General features: G+C 43.7%; 17 protein-coding genes. All 17 read left to right on the top strand.

Features of this window, described 5'->3' with window-relative positions:
* The first annotated feature begins 265 nt into the window (after positions 1-265).
* The 17 genes from AC0VXX_RS17955 (at position 266) to AC0VXX_RS17875 (ending at position 16,475) form a co-directional block, all read left to right on the top strand.
* The gene (locus AC0VXX_RS17955; protein ID WP_475515385.1) at positions 266-907 is read left to right on the top strand and encodes a LysE family translocator; all 642 of its coding nucleotides are present in this window, start codon (positions 266-268) and stop codon (positions 905-907) included.
* Positions 908-1,339: 432 nt separating this feature from the next.
* Positions 1,340-2,895, top strand: a protein-coding gene (locus AC0VXX_RS17950) for an IS3 family transposase (RefSeq protein ID WP_475514016.1) whose coding sequence is annotated in 2 segments (ribosomal slippage) — positions 1,340-1,793 and positions 1,793-2,895 — 1,557 coding nt in all. Because the reading frame shifts where the segments join, the coding sequence is not laid out codon by codon here.
* Positions 2,896-3,074: 179 nt separating this feature from the next.
* Positions 3,075-3,839 (top strand): bifunctional 2-polyprenyl-6-hydroxyphenol methylase/3-demethylubiquinol 3-O-methyltransferase UbiG, encoded by a 765-nt coding sequence (gene ubiG, locus AC0VXX_RS17945; RefSeq protein WP_475515384.1) that lies wholly within the window; start codon positions 3,075-3,077, stop codon positions 3,837-3,839.
* 192 nt (positions 3,840-4,031) lie between these two features.
* A complete protein-coding gene (mioC, locus tag AC0VXX_RS17940) occupies positions 4,032-4,472 on the top strand; it encodes an FMN-binding protein MioC (protein WP_119978634.1) in 441 nt (146 codons plus the stop codon).
* Positions 4,473-4,955: 483 nt separating this feature from the next.
* Positions 4,956-6,845 carry a tRNA uridine-5-carboxymethylaminomethyl(34) synthesis enzyme MnmG gene (mnmG, locus tag AC0VXX_RS17935; RefSeq protein WP_475515383.1) on the top strand — a complete coding sequence of 630 codons (1,890 nt, stop codon included), beginning with the start codon at positions 4,956-4,958 and terminating at the stop codon, positions 6,843-6,845.
* Positions 6,846-6,947: 102 nt separating this feature from the next.
* On the top strand, positions 6,948-7,571 hold the full coding sequence (gene rsmG, locus AC0VXX_RS17930) for a 16S rRNA (guanine(527)-N(7))-methyltransferase RsmG (protein ID WP_475515382.1): 624 nt from the start codon (positions 6,948-6,950) through the stop codon (positions 7,569-7,571).
* A 101-nt stretch (positions 7,572-7,672) separates the two neighbouring features.
* Positions 7,673-8,461: a ParA family protein gene (locus tag AC0VXX_RS17925; RefSeq protein WP_110458817.1), complete on the top strand. Its 789-nt coding sequence runs from the start codon at positions 7,673-7,675 to the stop codon at positions 8,459-8,461.
* A 10-nt stretch (positions 8,462-8,471) separates the two neighbouring features.
* Positions 8,472-9,350: a ParB/RepB/Spo0J family partition protein gene (locus AC0VXX_RS17920; RefSeq protein WP_475515381.1), complete on the top strand. Its 879-nt coding sequence runs from the start codon at positions 8,472-8,474 to the stop codon at positions 9,348-9,350.
* Positions 9,351-9,573: 223 nt separating this feature from the next.
* Complete coding sequence (locus AC0VXX_RS17915; protein ID WP_110458819.1) at positions 9,574-9,957, top strand: ATP synthase subunit I; 384 nt, start codon at positions 9,574-9,576, stop codon at positions 9,955-9,957.
* A 12-nt stretch (positions 9,958-9,969) separates the two neighbouring features.
* Positions 9,970-10,800, top strand: a complete 831-nt coding sequence (gene atpB / locus AC0VXX_RS17910) for a F0F1 ATP synthase subunit A (RefSeq protein ID WP_110458820.1) — start codon at positions 9,970-9,972, stop codon at positions 10,798-10,800.
* Positions 10,801-10,832: 32 nt separating this feature from the next.
* Complete coding sequence (atpE, locus tag AC0VXX_RS17905; protein WP_110458821.1) at positions 10,833-11,090, top strand: F0F1 ATP synthase subunit C; 258 nt, start codon at positions 10,833-10,835, stop codon at positions 11,088-11,090.
* A 27-nt stretch (positions 11,091-11,117) separates the two neighbouring features.
* Positions 11,118-11,588 (top strand): F0F1 ATP synthase subunit B, encoded by a 471-nt coding sequence (gene atpF, locus AC0VXX_RS17900; RefSeq protein WP_475515380.1) that lies wholly within the window; start codon positions 11,118-11,120, stop codon positions 11,586-11,588.
* 16 nt (positions 11,589-11,604) lie between these two features.
* The gene (gene atpH / locus AC0VXX_RS17895) at positions 11,605-12,138 is read left to right on the top strand and encodes a F0F1 ATP synthase subunit delta (RefSeq protein ID WP_110458823.1); all 534 of its coding nucleotides are present in this window, start codon (positions 11,605-11,607) and stop codon (positions 12,136-12,138) included.
* A gap of 14 nt (positions 12,139-12,152) precedes the next feature.
* Positions 12,153-13,694, top strand: a complete 1,542-nt coding sequence (atpA, locus tag AC0VXX_RS17890) for a F0F1 ATP synthase subunit alpha (protein WP_475515379.1) — start codon at positions 12,153-12,155, stop codon at positions 13,692-13,694.
* A 48-nt stretch (positions 13,695-13,742) separates the two neighbouring features.
* Positions 13,743-14,603 carry a F0F1 ATP synthase subunit gamma gene (atpG, locus tag AC0VXX_RS17885; protein ID WP_475515378.1) on the top strand — a complete coding sequence of 287 codons (861 nt, stop codon included), beginning with the start codon at positions 13,743-13,745 and terminating at the stop codon, positions 14,601-14,603.
* Between the two features lie 35 nt (positions 14,604-14,638).
* A complete protein-coding gene (gene atpD, locus AC0VXX_RS17880; RefSeq protein ID WP_110458826.1) occupies positions 14,639-16,015 on the top strand; it encodes a F0F1 ATP synthase subunit beta in 1,377 nt (458 codons plus the stop codon).
* Positions 16,016-16,046: 31 nt separating this feature from the next.
* The gene (locus tag AC0VXX_RS17875) at positions 16,047-16,475 is read left to right on the top strand and encodes a F0F1 ATP synthase subunit epsilon (RefSeq protein WP_119978629.1); all 429 of its coding nucleotides are present in this window, start codon (positions 16,047-16,049) and stop codon (positions 16,473-16,475) included.
* Positions 16,476-16,551: the final 76 nt, after the last annotated feature.

Here is a 16,551-nt window from a genome sequence, read left to right as displayed (position 1 = left end):
GTTTAGCCTTGAGTAAAATGCACAGTAGAAATAGTATTGCTCAGCTCACCAGCTTTCAGGCATTAGCCACTAATGAGATCCATTTCAAAATAGCCACTAATATTAAACTGTGAAGCTCAACTAAAAATACGCAGTTAATTCCACCATCGTAAACCTGCCCTGCCAGTGATTTATGAATTTAAATCCCTTGTCACTTTCATTTCTAATCGATCGCTGTAAAATCCGCGCCTTGTTTTAGTCTTTAACCTTAAGCAGTCCATTTTTGATGATTGATCTCAACCTACTACCACTCTATTTAACCACTGTAATTGCGCTGCTGCTGATCCCTGGCCCTGACATGCTATTAATCGCCAGTTCTAGCCTAAGCTATGGTAAAAAGGTGGGGGTTTATGCCAGCTTTGGTAATGCCACATCGGGGCTTATTTTGACATTGCTGGCGGCAATGGGCGTTTCTGCACTCATAGCGGTTAATCCATTAGCTTTAGAACTACTTCGTATATTAGGTGCCGCCTACTTATTGAAGATGGGATGGGATTGTATTCGCAGCAGTGCAGCCGATGCCCCGCAAATTGAGCAACAAGATAATATTGCTAAACAACTGTACCGACGTGCAGTGATGAGCAATCTGCTCAATCCTAAAGCTTTGATCTTTTTTGTATTGTTTTTACCGCAATTTGTCTCGACTCAGCTAGCCACGAGCTCTGGCCAGCAAATGTTAGTCTTAGGTCTATTACTCAATGTGATGGGATTACTATTTAATCTATTATTGGTCGCTATGGTGGGTACATTAGGTAAGTCATTACTTAATAACGATAAATTTAGACAAAATCAAAATAAGTTTATGGGGATCATCTTTTTTGCTTTAGCCATTTGGCTTTTGGTATCACAGGTTAAAAGTATTAGTTAACCCAGCTTTAACGCGTTGTTGGCTGCTGTACTAACTAATATAAGCCTACTAAATATAAGCTTATGAACAGTAAGCCGCCGACAAACGTACGCCTTTTACCTGCTAATTACCCAGTGTTGTTTAAACCACACTTTGACACTGACTAATAAAGTAAAGCCGCCTCATTCTGAGTGATCAATAACTAGTTATCACTAACACTCAATAATGCTTAGCCATTAAGTCATAGCCCTAAAATAAACGACTTAACCACCCCACTCTTTCCCCTGTAAACAGCTACCACTGATCGCCCAGCGCTTGCCTCTTTTACTACACTGTTAATGATTGATAAATCTGCAGCGCTATACCATTCGTCACTTCCCCCTGTGTCAGGATTGTTGTCACCCCTTAAAATCATCCAATAATTAAATAAAGGGGGCGGTCAATGAGAGCTCAATGGCACGATATTCACCTGAACGTAAAGACGCTGTCTTAAAGAAATTATTACCTCCCCACAATATGACGGTCACGGAAGTGGCTCGCAGTGAGGGGATCTCCTACCAAACCCTGTATCATTGGCGAGATAAAGCCAAAAAAGAGGGTCGCCCTGTGCCAGGTAAAACATTAACCAGTAATGATTGGTCAGCTGAAGCTAAGTTTGCAGTTCTCATTGAAACAGCACCAATGTCAGAAACTGAAATCAGCCAATATTGCCGAGAAAAAGGCTTGTTTCGAGAACAAGTTCAGCAGTGGAAACAAGATTGTTTAGGTGGTTTTAAGACGAGTGAAGTTCAAGCTAAAACGATTAAGCAGCAAGCCAAATCAGACAAGGCAGAAATAAAATCCCTGCAACGAGAATTACGTTATAAGGAGAAGGCACTCGCTGAAGCTGCGGCTTTACTGGTGCTTAGAAAAAAGCTCAATGCGCTTTGGGAGGACGACAGCGAGGAGAGTTAACGCCTTTGCCTAAGCGCATAACACTGGTGGATTTAATACAAGAAGCTTATGCCCACGGTGCGCGTCTTTACAAAGCTTGCGCTGAAGCAGAGTTAAGTAAACGGACGTATCGCCGCTGGTATCGAGCAGGAAAAGTGCAGGCAGATTTAAGGCCTACGGCAGTAAGACGGGCGCCTGCTAACAAGCTTAATGATGATGAGCAAGAGCAGATATTGGCAACCTCTAATGAGGTAAGGTTTGCAAGCCTACCTCCCTCACAAATCGTGCCGACACTGCTTGATGAGGGGGTCTATATCGCTTCAGAGTCGAGTTTTTATCGAGTGTTAAAAGCCAATGAACAATTAAATCGGCGTGGGCGAAGCCAAGGCGTAACAAAAAGAAGCAAACCAGATGCTTACGTTGCAGATGGGCCAAACAAAGTATGGTCTTGGGATATTACTTATTTAGCCTCGGTCATCAAAGGGCGCTTTTATTATCTGTATATGTTTGAGGATATTTATAGCCGTAAGATAGTGGGTTATGAAGTCCATGACCGAGAATGTGGTGAGCTAGCGGCCGAGTTAATGCAGCGCAATATGCTACGTGAGCAATGCTTCAAAAAACCGTTAGTACTGCACTCTGATAACGGTGCTCCGATGAAGTCATTGACGATGAAAGCCAAGCTTGAAGAGTTAGGTGTTACCGCTTCGTTAAGTAGACCAAGCGTAAGCAATGACAATCCTTACTCCGAAGCATTATTCAGAACCTTAAAGTATCGGCCGGAATGGCCTAGCTCTGGCTTTAAAAACATCACCGAGGCACGGGAATGGGTAGAAGAGTTTGTGACTTGGTACAATACCAAACATAAGCACAGTAAGCTCAATTTTGTATCACCGAGTGAGCGACATGCGATGCAAGATAAAGCGATTTTATCTAAGCGTAAGGAGGTACTAGAAGAGGCAAGATCAAGAAACCCTAAACGCTGGCCAAACGGTATAAGGAACTGTGACGTTATCGGTGAGGTAGTGTTGAACCCAAAAAAAGAGTCTGAAACTGAAACAAGAAATGCAGCTTAAAATTTAAGTAAAGAGTGCCAACTACCTTGAAAAACACCGACTTGATGCCATGACTAACCTTCCTTTAGCCTAAAATTAATGATGGCTCCGACAAGTAATATGTGCACTGATTTAGGTGAACTATCGTCACCGTTTTGTACGTATATAATCAAATAACCTGCAAATAGAAATGGATCTTTATGTTAGATAAAAGCCAGCTGAGCAATAGACCCAAGATGCTCGACCAACAAGCTGAAATCGCCAAATTTGATGCTCTAGCGCAGGAGTGGCGCGATCCTAAAGGTAAATTTAAGCACGTATTAGCCTTTAATCAGACTCGCTTAACCGCCATAGAAGATGCCATAGCAGGTCATTATCAACGAGATTTAACTCAAGACGTCTGCTTCGAAGGTTTGTCGATCTTGGATATTGGTTGTGGTGTAGGCCTACTATGCGAACCGTTAGCCAGTCAGGGGGCTGATGTAACCGGTATCGATGCCAGCGCCCATAATGTGTTATTGGCACAACGGCATGCTAAAAGTTGGTCGATCAAAGTCGAGTATCTACATTGCTTAGCCGATGATTTACTGAATAAATCACTCCAATATGATGTGATTTTAAATACCGAAGTAATTGAACATGTCGACGACCAACGCCAGTTAATCGATGTGTGTTTTCAGCTGTTAAAACCAGGAGGATTATTGGTGATGGCGACCCTCAATCGCACGATAAAATCCTATCTTATCGCCATTATCGGGGCTGAGTATGTCATGGGGTACCTACCCAAGGGCACTCATGATTGGCGTCATTTTGTGAAGCCACAAGAGATAGATAACATGATATCGCGCCACGGATTAACCACCATAAAAGTGGAAGGAATGCGCTTTAATCCATTTTTCAACCAATGGAAAACCAGCCGCCAACCCGACGTAAACTATTTGCTCTATGCCCAAAAACCGCTTTAAAACTGGCTAGCAGATACCGCCATCACATTATGCGGTATGGCGTTTATTTATCGTTATAACGTGCTTACCTACAAGATCTAAATAGGCTTTTCACTTATGATGCCATAATGGCTTAGATTGACATTAACTCGATTTTAATCGGTTAATGCGGCATAAAGCTTAATCATCTTGTGACTCAATATAGGAAAAATAATGGCGAAAATAGAACTGATTGTCGGTACAACACTGGGCAGTGCCGAGTATGTTGCTGATGAATTAGCGGCACAATTAGAGGCTTTAGATCACCAAACTCAAGTACATTTAACCCCAGAACTGAGCGATCTTGACCCTAAATGCCTATGGTTAATCGTGTCATCAACCCATGGTGCAGGCGATCTACCTGACAATATTCAGCCTTTTTACGAAGAAATAGTGGCCAAAAACCCCGATCTTAGTCGAACCAAATATGCTTTGTGTGCCATTGGCGACTCCAGCTACGACACTTTTTGCCAAGGGCCTGAAAAATTAATTGAAGCGATCGAAAATTGCGGAGCACAAGTCTATGTGGATAAGATCCAGATCGATGTGCAATACGATCCTATCCCTGAAGAGCCAGCTCAGGCTTGGTTAAGCACTTGGCAAGATCATCTCTAACGATCCCATATCCGTATAACTCTAGTAATAGCCCACAGATTAGATCACACTTATCCACGTATTACGATCTTAAATGATAAATATGTGGATAACCTATTATTTGATCATGATCTAACTCTGTATTATTCACTGACCTCGATGACCAAAGATCACCCTTGTGGATAAGTAGGCGATCTATCCCCAAGCTTACGCCAGTTAGATCGCGATCAGATCACAGGATCAGAATGACGCTATCTATTGATATTAAAGGTGAATTAGAGTTATCCACCGAAAAGTGCGATCCTAATAGTAAACATAATAAAGGATCTATATAAAGATCTTAAGATCTATTAAGCAGATCCACTTGAGATCGAAAGGGCTAAATTGATCTTTCACCAAATGCCTTCCAGGTGCTAAAATGCTCGGCTACTCGATGGTTCGTTTGTCGGTAGCGAATATCAATCTACTTTCAATTTCGATACAGGTTTTATTTAAGGTACTGTGATGCATTTTCATGAACGGTTTGATGTAATTGTTGTTGGTGGCGGTCATGCCGGAACCGAAGCTGCATTGGCATCTGCTAGGATGGGGTCAAAAACATTATTGTTGACCCACAACATTGATACCTTGGGACAAATGTCCTGTAATCCAGCAATTGGTGGGATTGGTAAAGGCCATTTAGTTAAAGAAATTGACGCCTTAGGTGGCGCTATGGCCATAGCGACAGACCATGCCGGTATTCAATTTAGAACCCTAAATTCAAGCAAAGGCCCCGCAGTTAGAGCCACCAGAGCCCAAGCTGACAGGGCCCTTTATCGGGCTAAGATCCAACAGATTTTACAAAACCAACCTAACCTACGTTTATTTCAACAAGCGGTAGATGATCTCGTTGTTGAAAATGATCGCGTTGTAGGGGTTGTTACACAGATGGGCTTAGCATTTGAAGCACCAGCGGTAGTGTTAACTGCTGGAACCTTCCTAAGCGGTAAAATACATATTGGCTTAGAAAACTACAGCGGAGGACGCGCTGGCGATCCGCCATCGATCTCTTTGGCGCAGCGATTACAAGAACTGCCTATCCGTGTAGGACGTTTAAAAACCGGTACACCACCACGTATCGATGCTAACACCATTAATTTTGACTTGATGAGTGAGCAAAAAGGTGATGATCCATTACCAGTAATGTCGTTTATCGGCGATGTAAAAGATCATCCTCGTCAGGTCTCTTGCTATGTGACCCATACTAACGAGCGTACCCACGATATTATTCGTGGTGGGCTCGACAGAAGCCCAATGTATTCAGGCGTTATTGAAGGTATTGGTCCGCGTTATTGCCCATCGATTGAAGATAAGATCAATCGCTTTGCAGACAAGACCTCACATCAAATTTTTATTGAGCCAGAAGGGCTTAATACTAACGAGATCTACCCTAATGGTATCTCAACCAGTTTACCTTTTGATGTGCAGTTAAACCTGGTTCGTTCGATCCAAGGCATGGAAAATGCGCAAATTATTCGCCCTGGCTATGCTATCGAATATGATTATTTTGATCCTCGCGATCTTAAAAACTCACTCGAAACTAAAGCGATAAGCGGACTCTTCTTTGCTGGCCAAATTAATGGCACCACTGGTTACGAAGAGGCTGGTGCGCAGGGCTTACTTGCAGGCATGAATGCATCACTTCAGGTGCAAGGTAAAGAGTCTTGGTGTCCACGTCGTGATGAAGCCTATCTTGGTGTTCTGGTTGATGATCTATCAACCCTAGGGACTAAAGAACCCTACCGCATGTTTACCAGCCGCGCGGAATACCGTTTATTGCTGCGTGAAGACAATGCCGATCTGCGCTTAACCGAAAAAGGTCGTGAACTGGGATTGGTTGACGATAACCGCTGGGCTAAATTTAATACTAAACGTGAAGCCATTGAACTAGAGCTTCAGCGTTTACGCAGCCAGTGGATCCACCCTAATTCACCTTTGGTTGATGCGTTAAATCCACACCTCAATACGCCAATTACGCGTGAAGCGACCTTTGAAGATTTATTACGTCGCCCAGAGTTAGATTATCCTAAGTTGATGAGTATTGAAGGTTTTGGCCCAGCTATTGAAGATCAACGAGCTGCTGAACAAGTACAAATTCAGGTGAAATACTCTGGTTATATTCAACGCCAACAAGATGAGATTGATAAAGCGATTCGCCATGAAAAGACTCGTCTACCGTTGGATCTTGATTATCAAGAAGTGCCCGGTTTATCTAACGAAGTGATCGCCAAATTAAACGATCATAAACCTGAAACCGTCGGCCAAGCGTCGCGTATTTCTGGTATCACACCTGCCGCGATCTCTATTTTGTTGGTCCATCTTAAAAAACGTGGTTTGCTCAGAAAGAGCGCATAAAACCAAGCTGTTGATTGATATAAGTCTAGATGGTAAGCCTTGGTGCTTCCCATCTAGGCTCGTCCGCTTCATAATATCCCATTGTTTATCGAGGATACGTCTGTGTTATCAGCCCAATTAGATACTTACCTTGCCGAAATCGAGATGACGGCAACGCCAGAGCAAAAACAACAGCTGCTCGACTTTGTTGCCATGTTGGCTAAATGGAATAAAGCCTACAATCTAACGTCGGTGAGAGAACCCGAGCAGATGCTGATCCGTCACATCATGGACAGCTTAGCGGCAAGCAAACATCTTGTTGGAGAGCGCTTTATTGATGTGGGCACTGGCCCAGGATTGCCCGGTATTCCGCTGGCGATTATGAATCCCGATAAAACCTTTGTACTGCTTGATAGTTTGGGCAAGCGAATTCGATTTCAGAAACAGGTTCAATTTGAGCTTTCTATCGGTAATATAAGCTCGGTAGAAAGTCGTGTTGAAGCCTATAAACCTGAAGAAAAGTTTGATGGCGTATTAAGCCGCGCATTTGCCTCTATTCAGGATATGTTGCATTGGTGTCACCATTTACCGAAAGATACTGGCTGTTTTTACGCGCTAAAAGGCCAATTAAGTGATGACGAAATGGCACAACTACCTGAAGGCTATAGCGTTACCCATGTATTCGAATTAAAAGTACCTCGTCTCGATGAGCAGCGTCATTTGCTCAGAGTGGTTAAAAACCCCTAGGCTCGAGGTCGATGACAGTTGCATTATTTAATCAGTTCAAGCAATTTGATAGCAGAATAAACTGACCCTAAACCAGCTAACAAGATAGACAGGATGATATTGTGGGTAAAGTGATAGCCGTGGCCAACCAGAAAGGTGGTGTCGGGAAAACAACAACTTGTGTGAATTTAGCTGCATCTTTGGCTGCCACTAAGCGCAAAGTTTTGCTTATCGATCTTGATCCTCAAGGTAACGCAACTATGGGTAGCGGTGTCGACAAATACAGTGTCGAAAATACCGCCTATGAGCTGCTCGTTGAAGAAAAAAGTTTCGATGACATAGTGTATCGCGACACAACGGGTAAATACGATCTGATCGCCGGTAATGGTGACGTGACCGCTGCCGAAATTAAGTTGATGGAGTTTTTTGCCCGCGAAATTCGTCTTAGAAATGCACTTGCGCCTATCAAAGATGATTACGACTTTATCTTTATCGACTGCCCACCCTCGCTCAACATGTTGACGGTCAATGCCATGTCGGCAGCCGATTCAGTGCTTGTGCCTATGCAGTGTGAATATTACGCCCTCGAAGGTTTAACTGCACTCATGGACACCATCAGTAAGCTAGCCGCTATGGTTAATCCGGGGCTGTCTATCGAAGGGATCTTACGCACCATGTACGATCCGCGTAATCGATTATCAAATGATGTATCTGATCAACTTAAACAGCATTTTGGCGATAAAGTGTATCGCACAGTGATCCCACGTAATGTGAGACTGGCCGAAGCCCCCAGTTTTGGTGCTCCCGCCATGTATTACGATAAGTCTAGTGCGGGTGCTAAGGCTTATTTGGCGCTAGCTGGTGAAATTATTAGACGTGCAGAGCAACATTCTCAGTTAGAGCAAGCTTAAGGAAAAATTGATGACACCGAAAAAACGTGGCTTAGGCAAAGGATTAGATGCGCTATTAAGCACTAGCCATGCAGCGGCTAACAATATGGCTTCCAAAGATACCAGCAGTGACAGCCATGAAGAGCTGAAGATGATTGCCGTTGACTTACTGCAACCGGGTAAGTATCAGCCTCGTAAAGATATGTCTCCCGAAGCGTTGGACGAACTTGCAGAATCGATTCGTAATCAAGGTATTATTCAGCCCATCGTAGTGCGCCGTATTTCTGATCAAGGATATGAGATTATTGCCGGCGAACGTCGCTGGCGTGCGTCACAGTTAGCTAACTTAGATAAAGTGCCTTGTATCATAAAACAGGTGCCCGATGAGTCGGCTGTCGTGATTGCATTAATTGAGAATATCCAGCGTGAAGATCTTAATGCGATGGAAGAAGCAATTGCATTAAACCGTTTAATTGAAGAATTTGATCTCACCCATCAACAAACTGCCGATGCTGTAGGAAAGTCGCGGACCACTGTATCTAATTTATTACGTTTGAATGGTTTAAATGAGCCAGTAAAACGCATGTTAGAGCATGGTGATATCGATATGGGCCACGCCAGAGCGTTACTTGCTGTCACTGGTGAAGAGCAGACTACACTGGCTAGATTAGTGAACGCTAAAGAGTTAACTGTTCGAGAAACTGAACGATTAATTAATAAAACCTTAAATCCACCTGAAATCGTCGATAAACCAGCAAAAGATCATGATGTTGCCCGTTTAGAGAGTCAGTTAATTGAAAAATTAGGTGCCAAAGTTTCTATTACCCATAATAAAAAGGGTAAAGGTAAAATGGTAATTAACTATCAAAACTTGGCTGAATTAGATGGTATTATTGGAAAAATCCGCTAATTATTACAAGTTAACGCAATATTATGTAATTTTGTGATATCTGTTAATCTGCCTCTTTTAGACTTTTGGAGTAGATCACGCGAAAAGTCTCGATTTTCCCTACCTTAAACTTGCTTTGAATGACCGAAAAGGTATACTTTCGCAAGCTTTTTGTACCTCGGGTTTGTGCGGATATTTATAATCCGTATATAGAAACAAAAAGTATGAATGCGGAGAAGGCAAATTGAGCAAGGTTTTAGCACATCGTGGCCGGTGGTCAGCTTATAAATTAGTTTTACTACAGGCTGCGATGACTGGATGTGTTTCTATTTTCTTTTTCGCTATGTGGGGGGAACAGTATGGTTTATCTGCTTTGGCAGGTGGCGCTATTGCTGTACTTCCTAATTTTGTGTTCGCAACCCTTGCTTTCTCCCATGTGGGAGCGCAAGCATCAGGAAAAGTCGTACGTTCTTTTTTCCTGGGGGAAGCGGTAAAGTTGCTGTTAACCATTGTGTTTTTTTCACTAGCATTTGGTTTGATGAAAGCGTCATTTATGCCGTTATTCGTCAGTTATCTACTTGTGTTAATCGTACCGTGGACAGCCCCTTTATACCTCAAACAAAATTAAGTGGGATTAATCATGGCGACAACTGGGGATGATACGTTAACTATAACGGCTTCCGACTATATCCAGCATCACCTGACTAATGCGAAAATGTGTTCCGCCGATGGTGGAATTGCTTTTAACTATGCATGTCAAGATGCGGGATTTTGGACTTGGCACATTGACTCACTTTTGTTTTCAGTTGGTCTAGGGGTTCTATTTTTGTGGTTATTCTACAAAGTAGGACGCAAGGCAACAATTGGTGTTCCAGGCAAGCTTCAATGTTTCGTTGAAATCTGCGTGGAAGGTGTAGATAAAATTGTAAAAGACTCATTTCATGGGAAAAATGCAGTTATCGCACCATTAAGTCTTACTATTTTTGTCTGGGTTTTCCTGATGAACTTAATGGACTTAGTCCCTATTGACTTTGTTCCTGAGGCCGCAAACAGATTATTAGGCGTACCTTACCTAAAAATTGTACCTACAACTGACTTGAATATTACTCTGGGCTTAGCTCTAAGTGTATTTGCGTTAATTGTTTTTTACAGTATCAAGGTTAAAGGTGTTGGTGGGTTCACTAAAGAACTGACTATGCAGCCTTTCAATCATTGGGCACTGATTCCAGTTAACTTTATTTTGGAAACAGTCACCTTGATTGCGAAGCCGATTTCATTATCGCTTCGTCTGTTTGGTAACCTGTATGCAGGTGAGTTGATCTTTATTCTGATAGCGCTGATGCCTTGGTGGGCGCAGTTTGTTTTATCAGTGCCTTGGGCAATTTTCCATATTTTGGTTATTACCCTACAGGCGTTTATCTTTATGATGCTTACGATTGTATATCTAAGCATGGCACATGAAGACCATTAATTTATTAAAATTAGATATTTACCGGAGATAAAATGGAAACTGTAATTAGTTTTACAGCAATAGCTGTCGCAATTATGATTGGCTTAGCAGCGCTAGGTACTGGTATTGGCTTTGCTATTCTAGGTGGTAAATTCCTAGAAGCTTCTGCTCGTCAACCAGAGCTTGCTCCTGCACTTCAAATTAAAATGTTCATTGTAGCTGGTCTACTTGATGCGATCTCAATGATTGCAGTTGGTGTTGCATTGTTCTTCGTATTCGCTAACCCGTTCTTAGATCAATTAGCTGGCTAATCGTCCCCTTAGAAAGGAGTTGTCGTTATGAGTATTAACGCTACCCTGCTAGGCCAAGCGATTTCTTTTCTTCTCTTTGTGTGGTTTTGCATGAAGTTTGTATGGCCGCCATTGATGAACGCTATCGAAGAACGCCAGAAGAAAATTGCTGATGGTCTAGCTGATGCAGGACGTGCTGCAAAAGATTTAGAGTTAGCTCAGGTGAAAGCCACAGAGCAACTAAAAGACGCTAAAGCAACAGCAAACGAAATTATTGAGCAAGCGAATAAACGCAAAGCTCAGATCGTTGATGAAGCAAAAGTTGAAGCTGATACCGAGCGAGCGAAAATCATTGCTCAGGGTCATGCCGAAATTGAAAACGAACGTAATCGCGTGAAAGAAGAACTACGTAAGCAAGTAGCTGTATTAGCTATTGCTGGCGCAGAAAAGATTCTTGAACGTTCGATTGATGAAGCCGCACACAGTGACATAGTTAATAAACTTGTTGCTGAACTTTAAATAAGGAGCTTGAGTTATGGCTGAAATAACCACCATCGCTCGTCCTTACGCAAAGGCAGCTTTTGATTTCGCTCTTGAACAGAAAGCAGTAGAGAGTTGGGCAGAAATGCTGAACTTTGCCGCATTGGTGAGTGAAAACGAAACCATGCAGCCTTTATTGTCTGGCTCTTTAGCCAGCAGTAAGCTTGCTGAACTCTTTATTGGAGTTTGTGGTGAGCAGATCAATGAGCAAGCTCAGAATCTGTTAAAGGTAATGGCTGAAAACGGTCGTTTAGTTGCGCTACCAGCTGTTGCTCAACAATTTGTTGAGATGCAACGTGAGTATGCTAATGAAGTTGAAGCAGACATTGTTTCAGCTACAGAGCTAACCTCTGAGCAACTACAAGAGCTGAGCGCTTCTCTAGAGAAACGTCTAGCACGCAAAGTTAAGCTGAATTGCAGCATAGATACCAGCCTTATTGCTGGTGTAATTATCACGGCAGGAGACTTAGTCATTGACGGCTCGGTTCGCGGAAAAATTTCGCGTCTGTCTGATACGCTGCAGTCGTAATTGGGAGTTTGAGCATGCAACTGAATTCCACTGAAATCAGCGATCTGATTAAACAGCGGATCGAGCAGTTCGAAGTCGTTAGTGAAGCTCGCAACGAAGGTACTATCGTTGCAGTAAGTGACGGCATCATCCGCATCCACGGCCTAGCCGACGTGATGCAGGGTGAAATGATCGAGCTGCCTGGCAACCGTTTTGCAATCGCGTTGAACTTAGAACGTGATTCTGTCGGTGCCGTAGTAATGGGGCCTTATGCCTCTTTGGCTGAAGGCGATAAAGTTAAAACAACAGGCCGTATTTTGGAAGTACCTGTTGGCCGTGGTCTATTAGGCCGTGTAGTCAACACTCTAGGTGAGCCAATTGACGGTAAAGGACCTATCGATAGCGATGGTTTCTCACCTGTTGAAGTAATTGCACCTGGTGTAATTGAGCGTAAATCAGTTGATCAGCCAGTGCAAACTGGTTACAAAGCCGTTGACTCTATGATCCCTATCGGTCGTGGACAACGTGAATTGATCATTGGTGACCGTCAGATCGGTAAAACCGCTCTAGCGATCGACGCCATCATCAACCAAAAAAATTCTGGCATTAAGTGTGTGTACGTAGCCGTAGGCCAAAAGGCCTCTACAATCGCTAACGTAGTACGCAAGCTAGAAGAGCATGGCGCTTTGGCGAACACCATTGTTGTCGTTGCAACCGCTTCAGAAGCTGCTGCACTGCAATACTTGGCACCATACTCTGGTTGTACCATGGGTGAATACTTCCGTGACCGCGGTGAAGACTCACTAATCGTCTATGATGACCTGTCTAAGCAAGCAGTTGCTTACCGTCAGATCTCATTGCTGCTTAAGCGTCCTCCAGGACGTGAAGCATACCCAGGTGACGTATTCTATCTTCACTCTCGTCTGTTAGAACGTGCTTCACGTGTAAACGTTGAGTATGTTGAGAAGTTCACTAAAGGTGAAGTTAAGGGCAAAACTGGCTCTCTAACCGCACTGCCGATTATTGAAACTCAAGCAGGTGACGTTTCTGCATTCGTACCGACTAACGTAATTTCGATTACCGATGGTCAGATCTTCCTTGAAACCGACCTATTTAACTCGGGCCTACGTCCAGCGGTTAACCCAGGTATCTCAGTTTCTCGTGTTGGTGGTGCAGCGCAGACTAAGATCATCAAGAAACTGTCTGGTGGTATCCGTACCGCTCTTGCACAGTATCGAGAGCTTGCAGCGTTCTCACAGTTTGCATCTGATCTTGACGATGCAACTCGTGCTCAACTTGAGCATGGTGAGCGTGTTACCGAACTAATGAAGCAAAAGCAATATGCTCCAATGAGTATCGCTGAACAGTCTGTGTCTATTTTCGCAGCTGAAAAAGGTTACCTAAAGGCCGTTGAGCTTAAAAAGATCGGTGATTTCGAAGCTTCTTTGCTCTCTTACATGAACAGTGAACATGCTGACCTAATGAAGACCATCAACGATACTGGCGATTATAATGCCGATATCGAAGGTGCGTTGAAGGCTAGCTTGGACAAGTTCGTCGAAACCCAAACCTGGTAAATTTTAGAGGTGCCTCAGGCACCTCAGGTCCAGAATTGGAGAGTAAAGATGGCCAACGCTAAAGAGATTAAAACCAAGATCGCGAGTGTTAAAAACACTCAGAAGATCACGTCTGCGATGGAAATGGTTGCAGCCAGCAAAATGCGCAGAGCGCAGGAACGCATGGCAGCGAGCCGTCCATATGCAGAAAATATGCGTAAGGTGATCGGTCACGTGGCGCAAGGTTCTCTCGAATATAAGCATCCATATTTGGAAGTGCGAGAAGCTAAGCGTGTTGGTTACATTGTGGTGTCAACCGACCGTGGTCTTTGTGGTGGTCTGAACGTCAACCTTTTCAAGAAGGTTGTCGCAGACGTAAAGAAGCAGCGTGAAGCTGGTGCAGAAGTCGAATTCTGTGCAATTGGTGCACGTAGTGCGCAATTCTTCAATAGCTTTGGCGGACAGGTGTCTGCTTCTGCTTCAGGTTTAGGCGATGCCCCAAAGCTAGCCGACCTGATCGGAACAGTGCGTGTAATGCTACAAGCTTACAACGAAGGCAAACTGGACCGTTTGTACGTAGTATTCAACAAGTTTGTAAATACTATGACGCAAACCCCGGTGATCGAGCAGCTGCTACCTTTGCCTAAGTCTGAAAAAGATGAGTTTACTCATCAGTGGGATTATATCTATGAGCCAGATCCAAAAGTATTGTTAGATACTTTGTTGGTTCGTTTTGTTGAATCTCAGGTTTATCAAGGTGTTGTTGAGAATATTGCATCTGAGCAAGCGGCCCGTATGGTTGCTATGAAAGCTGCAACAGACAACGCTGGTGAACTTATTGATGACTTGCAGTTGGTCTATAACAAAGCCCGTCAGGCTGCGATTACGCAAGAGTTGTCGGAAATTGTTTCAGGTGCTGCCGCCGTTTAGGCTAGGTAACGAATACAAGTTTTAGAGGATTAATCATGAGCACAGGTACTGTTGTCCAAGTAATTGGCGCGGTTGTGGACGTAGAGTTTCCACATGATGCCGTACCTCAGGTATATGACGCTCTAGAGATCAAAAGTGAAGGCTTGGTGCTGGAAGTCCAGCAGCAACTTGGTGGTGGTGTAGTTCGTACCATCGCTATGGGTTCTTCAGATGGTCTGCGTCGTGGCCTAGAGGTTGTAAACTCTGGTTCACCAATTACTGTTCCGGTTGGGTCTGCGACCCTTGGCCGTATTATGAACGTATTGGGTGAGCCTGTTGATGAAGCGGGCCCAATCGGTGAAGAAGATCGCTATGTGATCCACCGTGAAGCTCCTTCGTATGAAGATCAATCAAGCACCACTGAACTTTTAGAAACGGGTATCAAGGTTATCGACCTTGTATGTCCATTTGCTAAGGGTGGTAAAGTTGGTCTGTTTGGTGGTGCTGGTGTTGGTAAGACCGTTAACATGATGGAACTTATTAACAACATCGCTAAAGCACACTCTGGTCTATCAGTATTTGCCGGTGTAGGTGAGCGTACTCGTGAGGGTAACGACTTCTACTACGAGATGGAAGATTCTGGTGTTCTCGATAAAGTGGCCATGGTTTATGGTCAGATGAACGAGCCTCCAGGAAACCGTCTACGTGTGGCACTGACAGGTCTAACAATGGCCGAGAAGTTCCGTGACGAAGGTAAAGACGTTCTTTTCTTCGTTGATAACATCTATCGTTACACCTTGGCGGGTACTGAAGTATCTGCACTGCTAGGCCGTATGCCATCAGCAGTAGGTTACCAGCCAACATTGGCTGAAGAGATGGGTGTACTTCAGGAGCGTATTACATCGACTAAGACAGGGTCTATTACCTCTGTTCAAGCCGTATACGTACCTGCGGATGACTTAACGGATCCATCACCAGCAACAACTTTCGCTCACTTAGATGCGACTGTTGTATTGTCACGTAATATTGCTTCACTGGGTATTTACCCAGCGGTTGACCCATTGGATTCGACTTCTCGTCAGCTAGATCCACAGGTTGTTGGCCAAGAGCATTACGATGTTGCTAACGGTGTTCAAACCGTACTTCAGCGCTACAAAGAGCTGAAAGATATCATTGCGATTCTCGGTATGGATGAATTATCTGATGAAGATAAGACGACTGTATTCCGTGCTCGTAAGATTGAAAAATATCTTTCACAGCCTTTCTTCGTTGCTGAAGTATTCACCGGTTCTCCAGGTAAGTACGTTTCTCTTAAAGACACCATTCGTGGCTTTAAGGGGATTCTAGAGGGTGAATTCGATCACCTTCCAGAGCAAGCGTTCTACATGGTTGGCTCAATCGACGAAGCTGTTGAGAAAGCTAACAAAAAATAACTAGGTCTTTGATTTAGTTTAAGGAGAACGGATGGCAGCCATGACAGTACAGCTTGATATGGTAAGCGCAGAGAATCATATATTTTCTGGTCGAGTAGCTCAGCTACAAATTTCCGGAATAGAAGGCGAGCTAGGTATTATGCCTGGTCACGCGGCTCTGCTAACAAGTATCAAACCTGGCATGGCGCGCATCGTCAAGCAAAATGGAAGTGAAGAGGTGTTTTATCTTTCGGGTGGTATCCTGGAAGTACAACCTTCTTCAATTTCAGTATTGGCTGACGTCGTTATGCGTGCCGATGAGATTGACGAGCAAGCAGCAGCTGAAGCTAAGCGTCGTGCAGAAGCCCATATGGCAAATGCTGGCGCAGACTTTAACTATGCAGCAGCAGAGGTTGAGTTAGCTCAAGCAGTTGCTCAGCTTCGCGTTGTCGAAACCATCAAAAAGAACATTGCCAGATAAGGTTATTGTTTGATTATGAAAGGCGGAAACCGAAAGGTTTTCGCCTTTTTTGTCTCTAAAAATAAACCAACAATAA

It is taken from the genome of Shewanella sp. QJM3NY_23 (assembly GCF_056173105.1).
The sequence above is the reverse complement of the archived record's forward strand: the minus strand, read 5'-3'. Positions and strand labels throughout refer to the sequence as shown.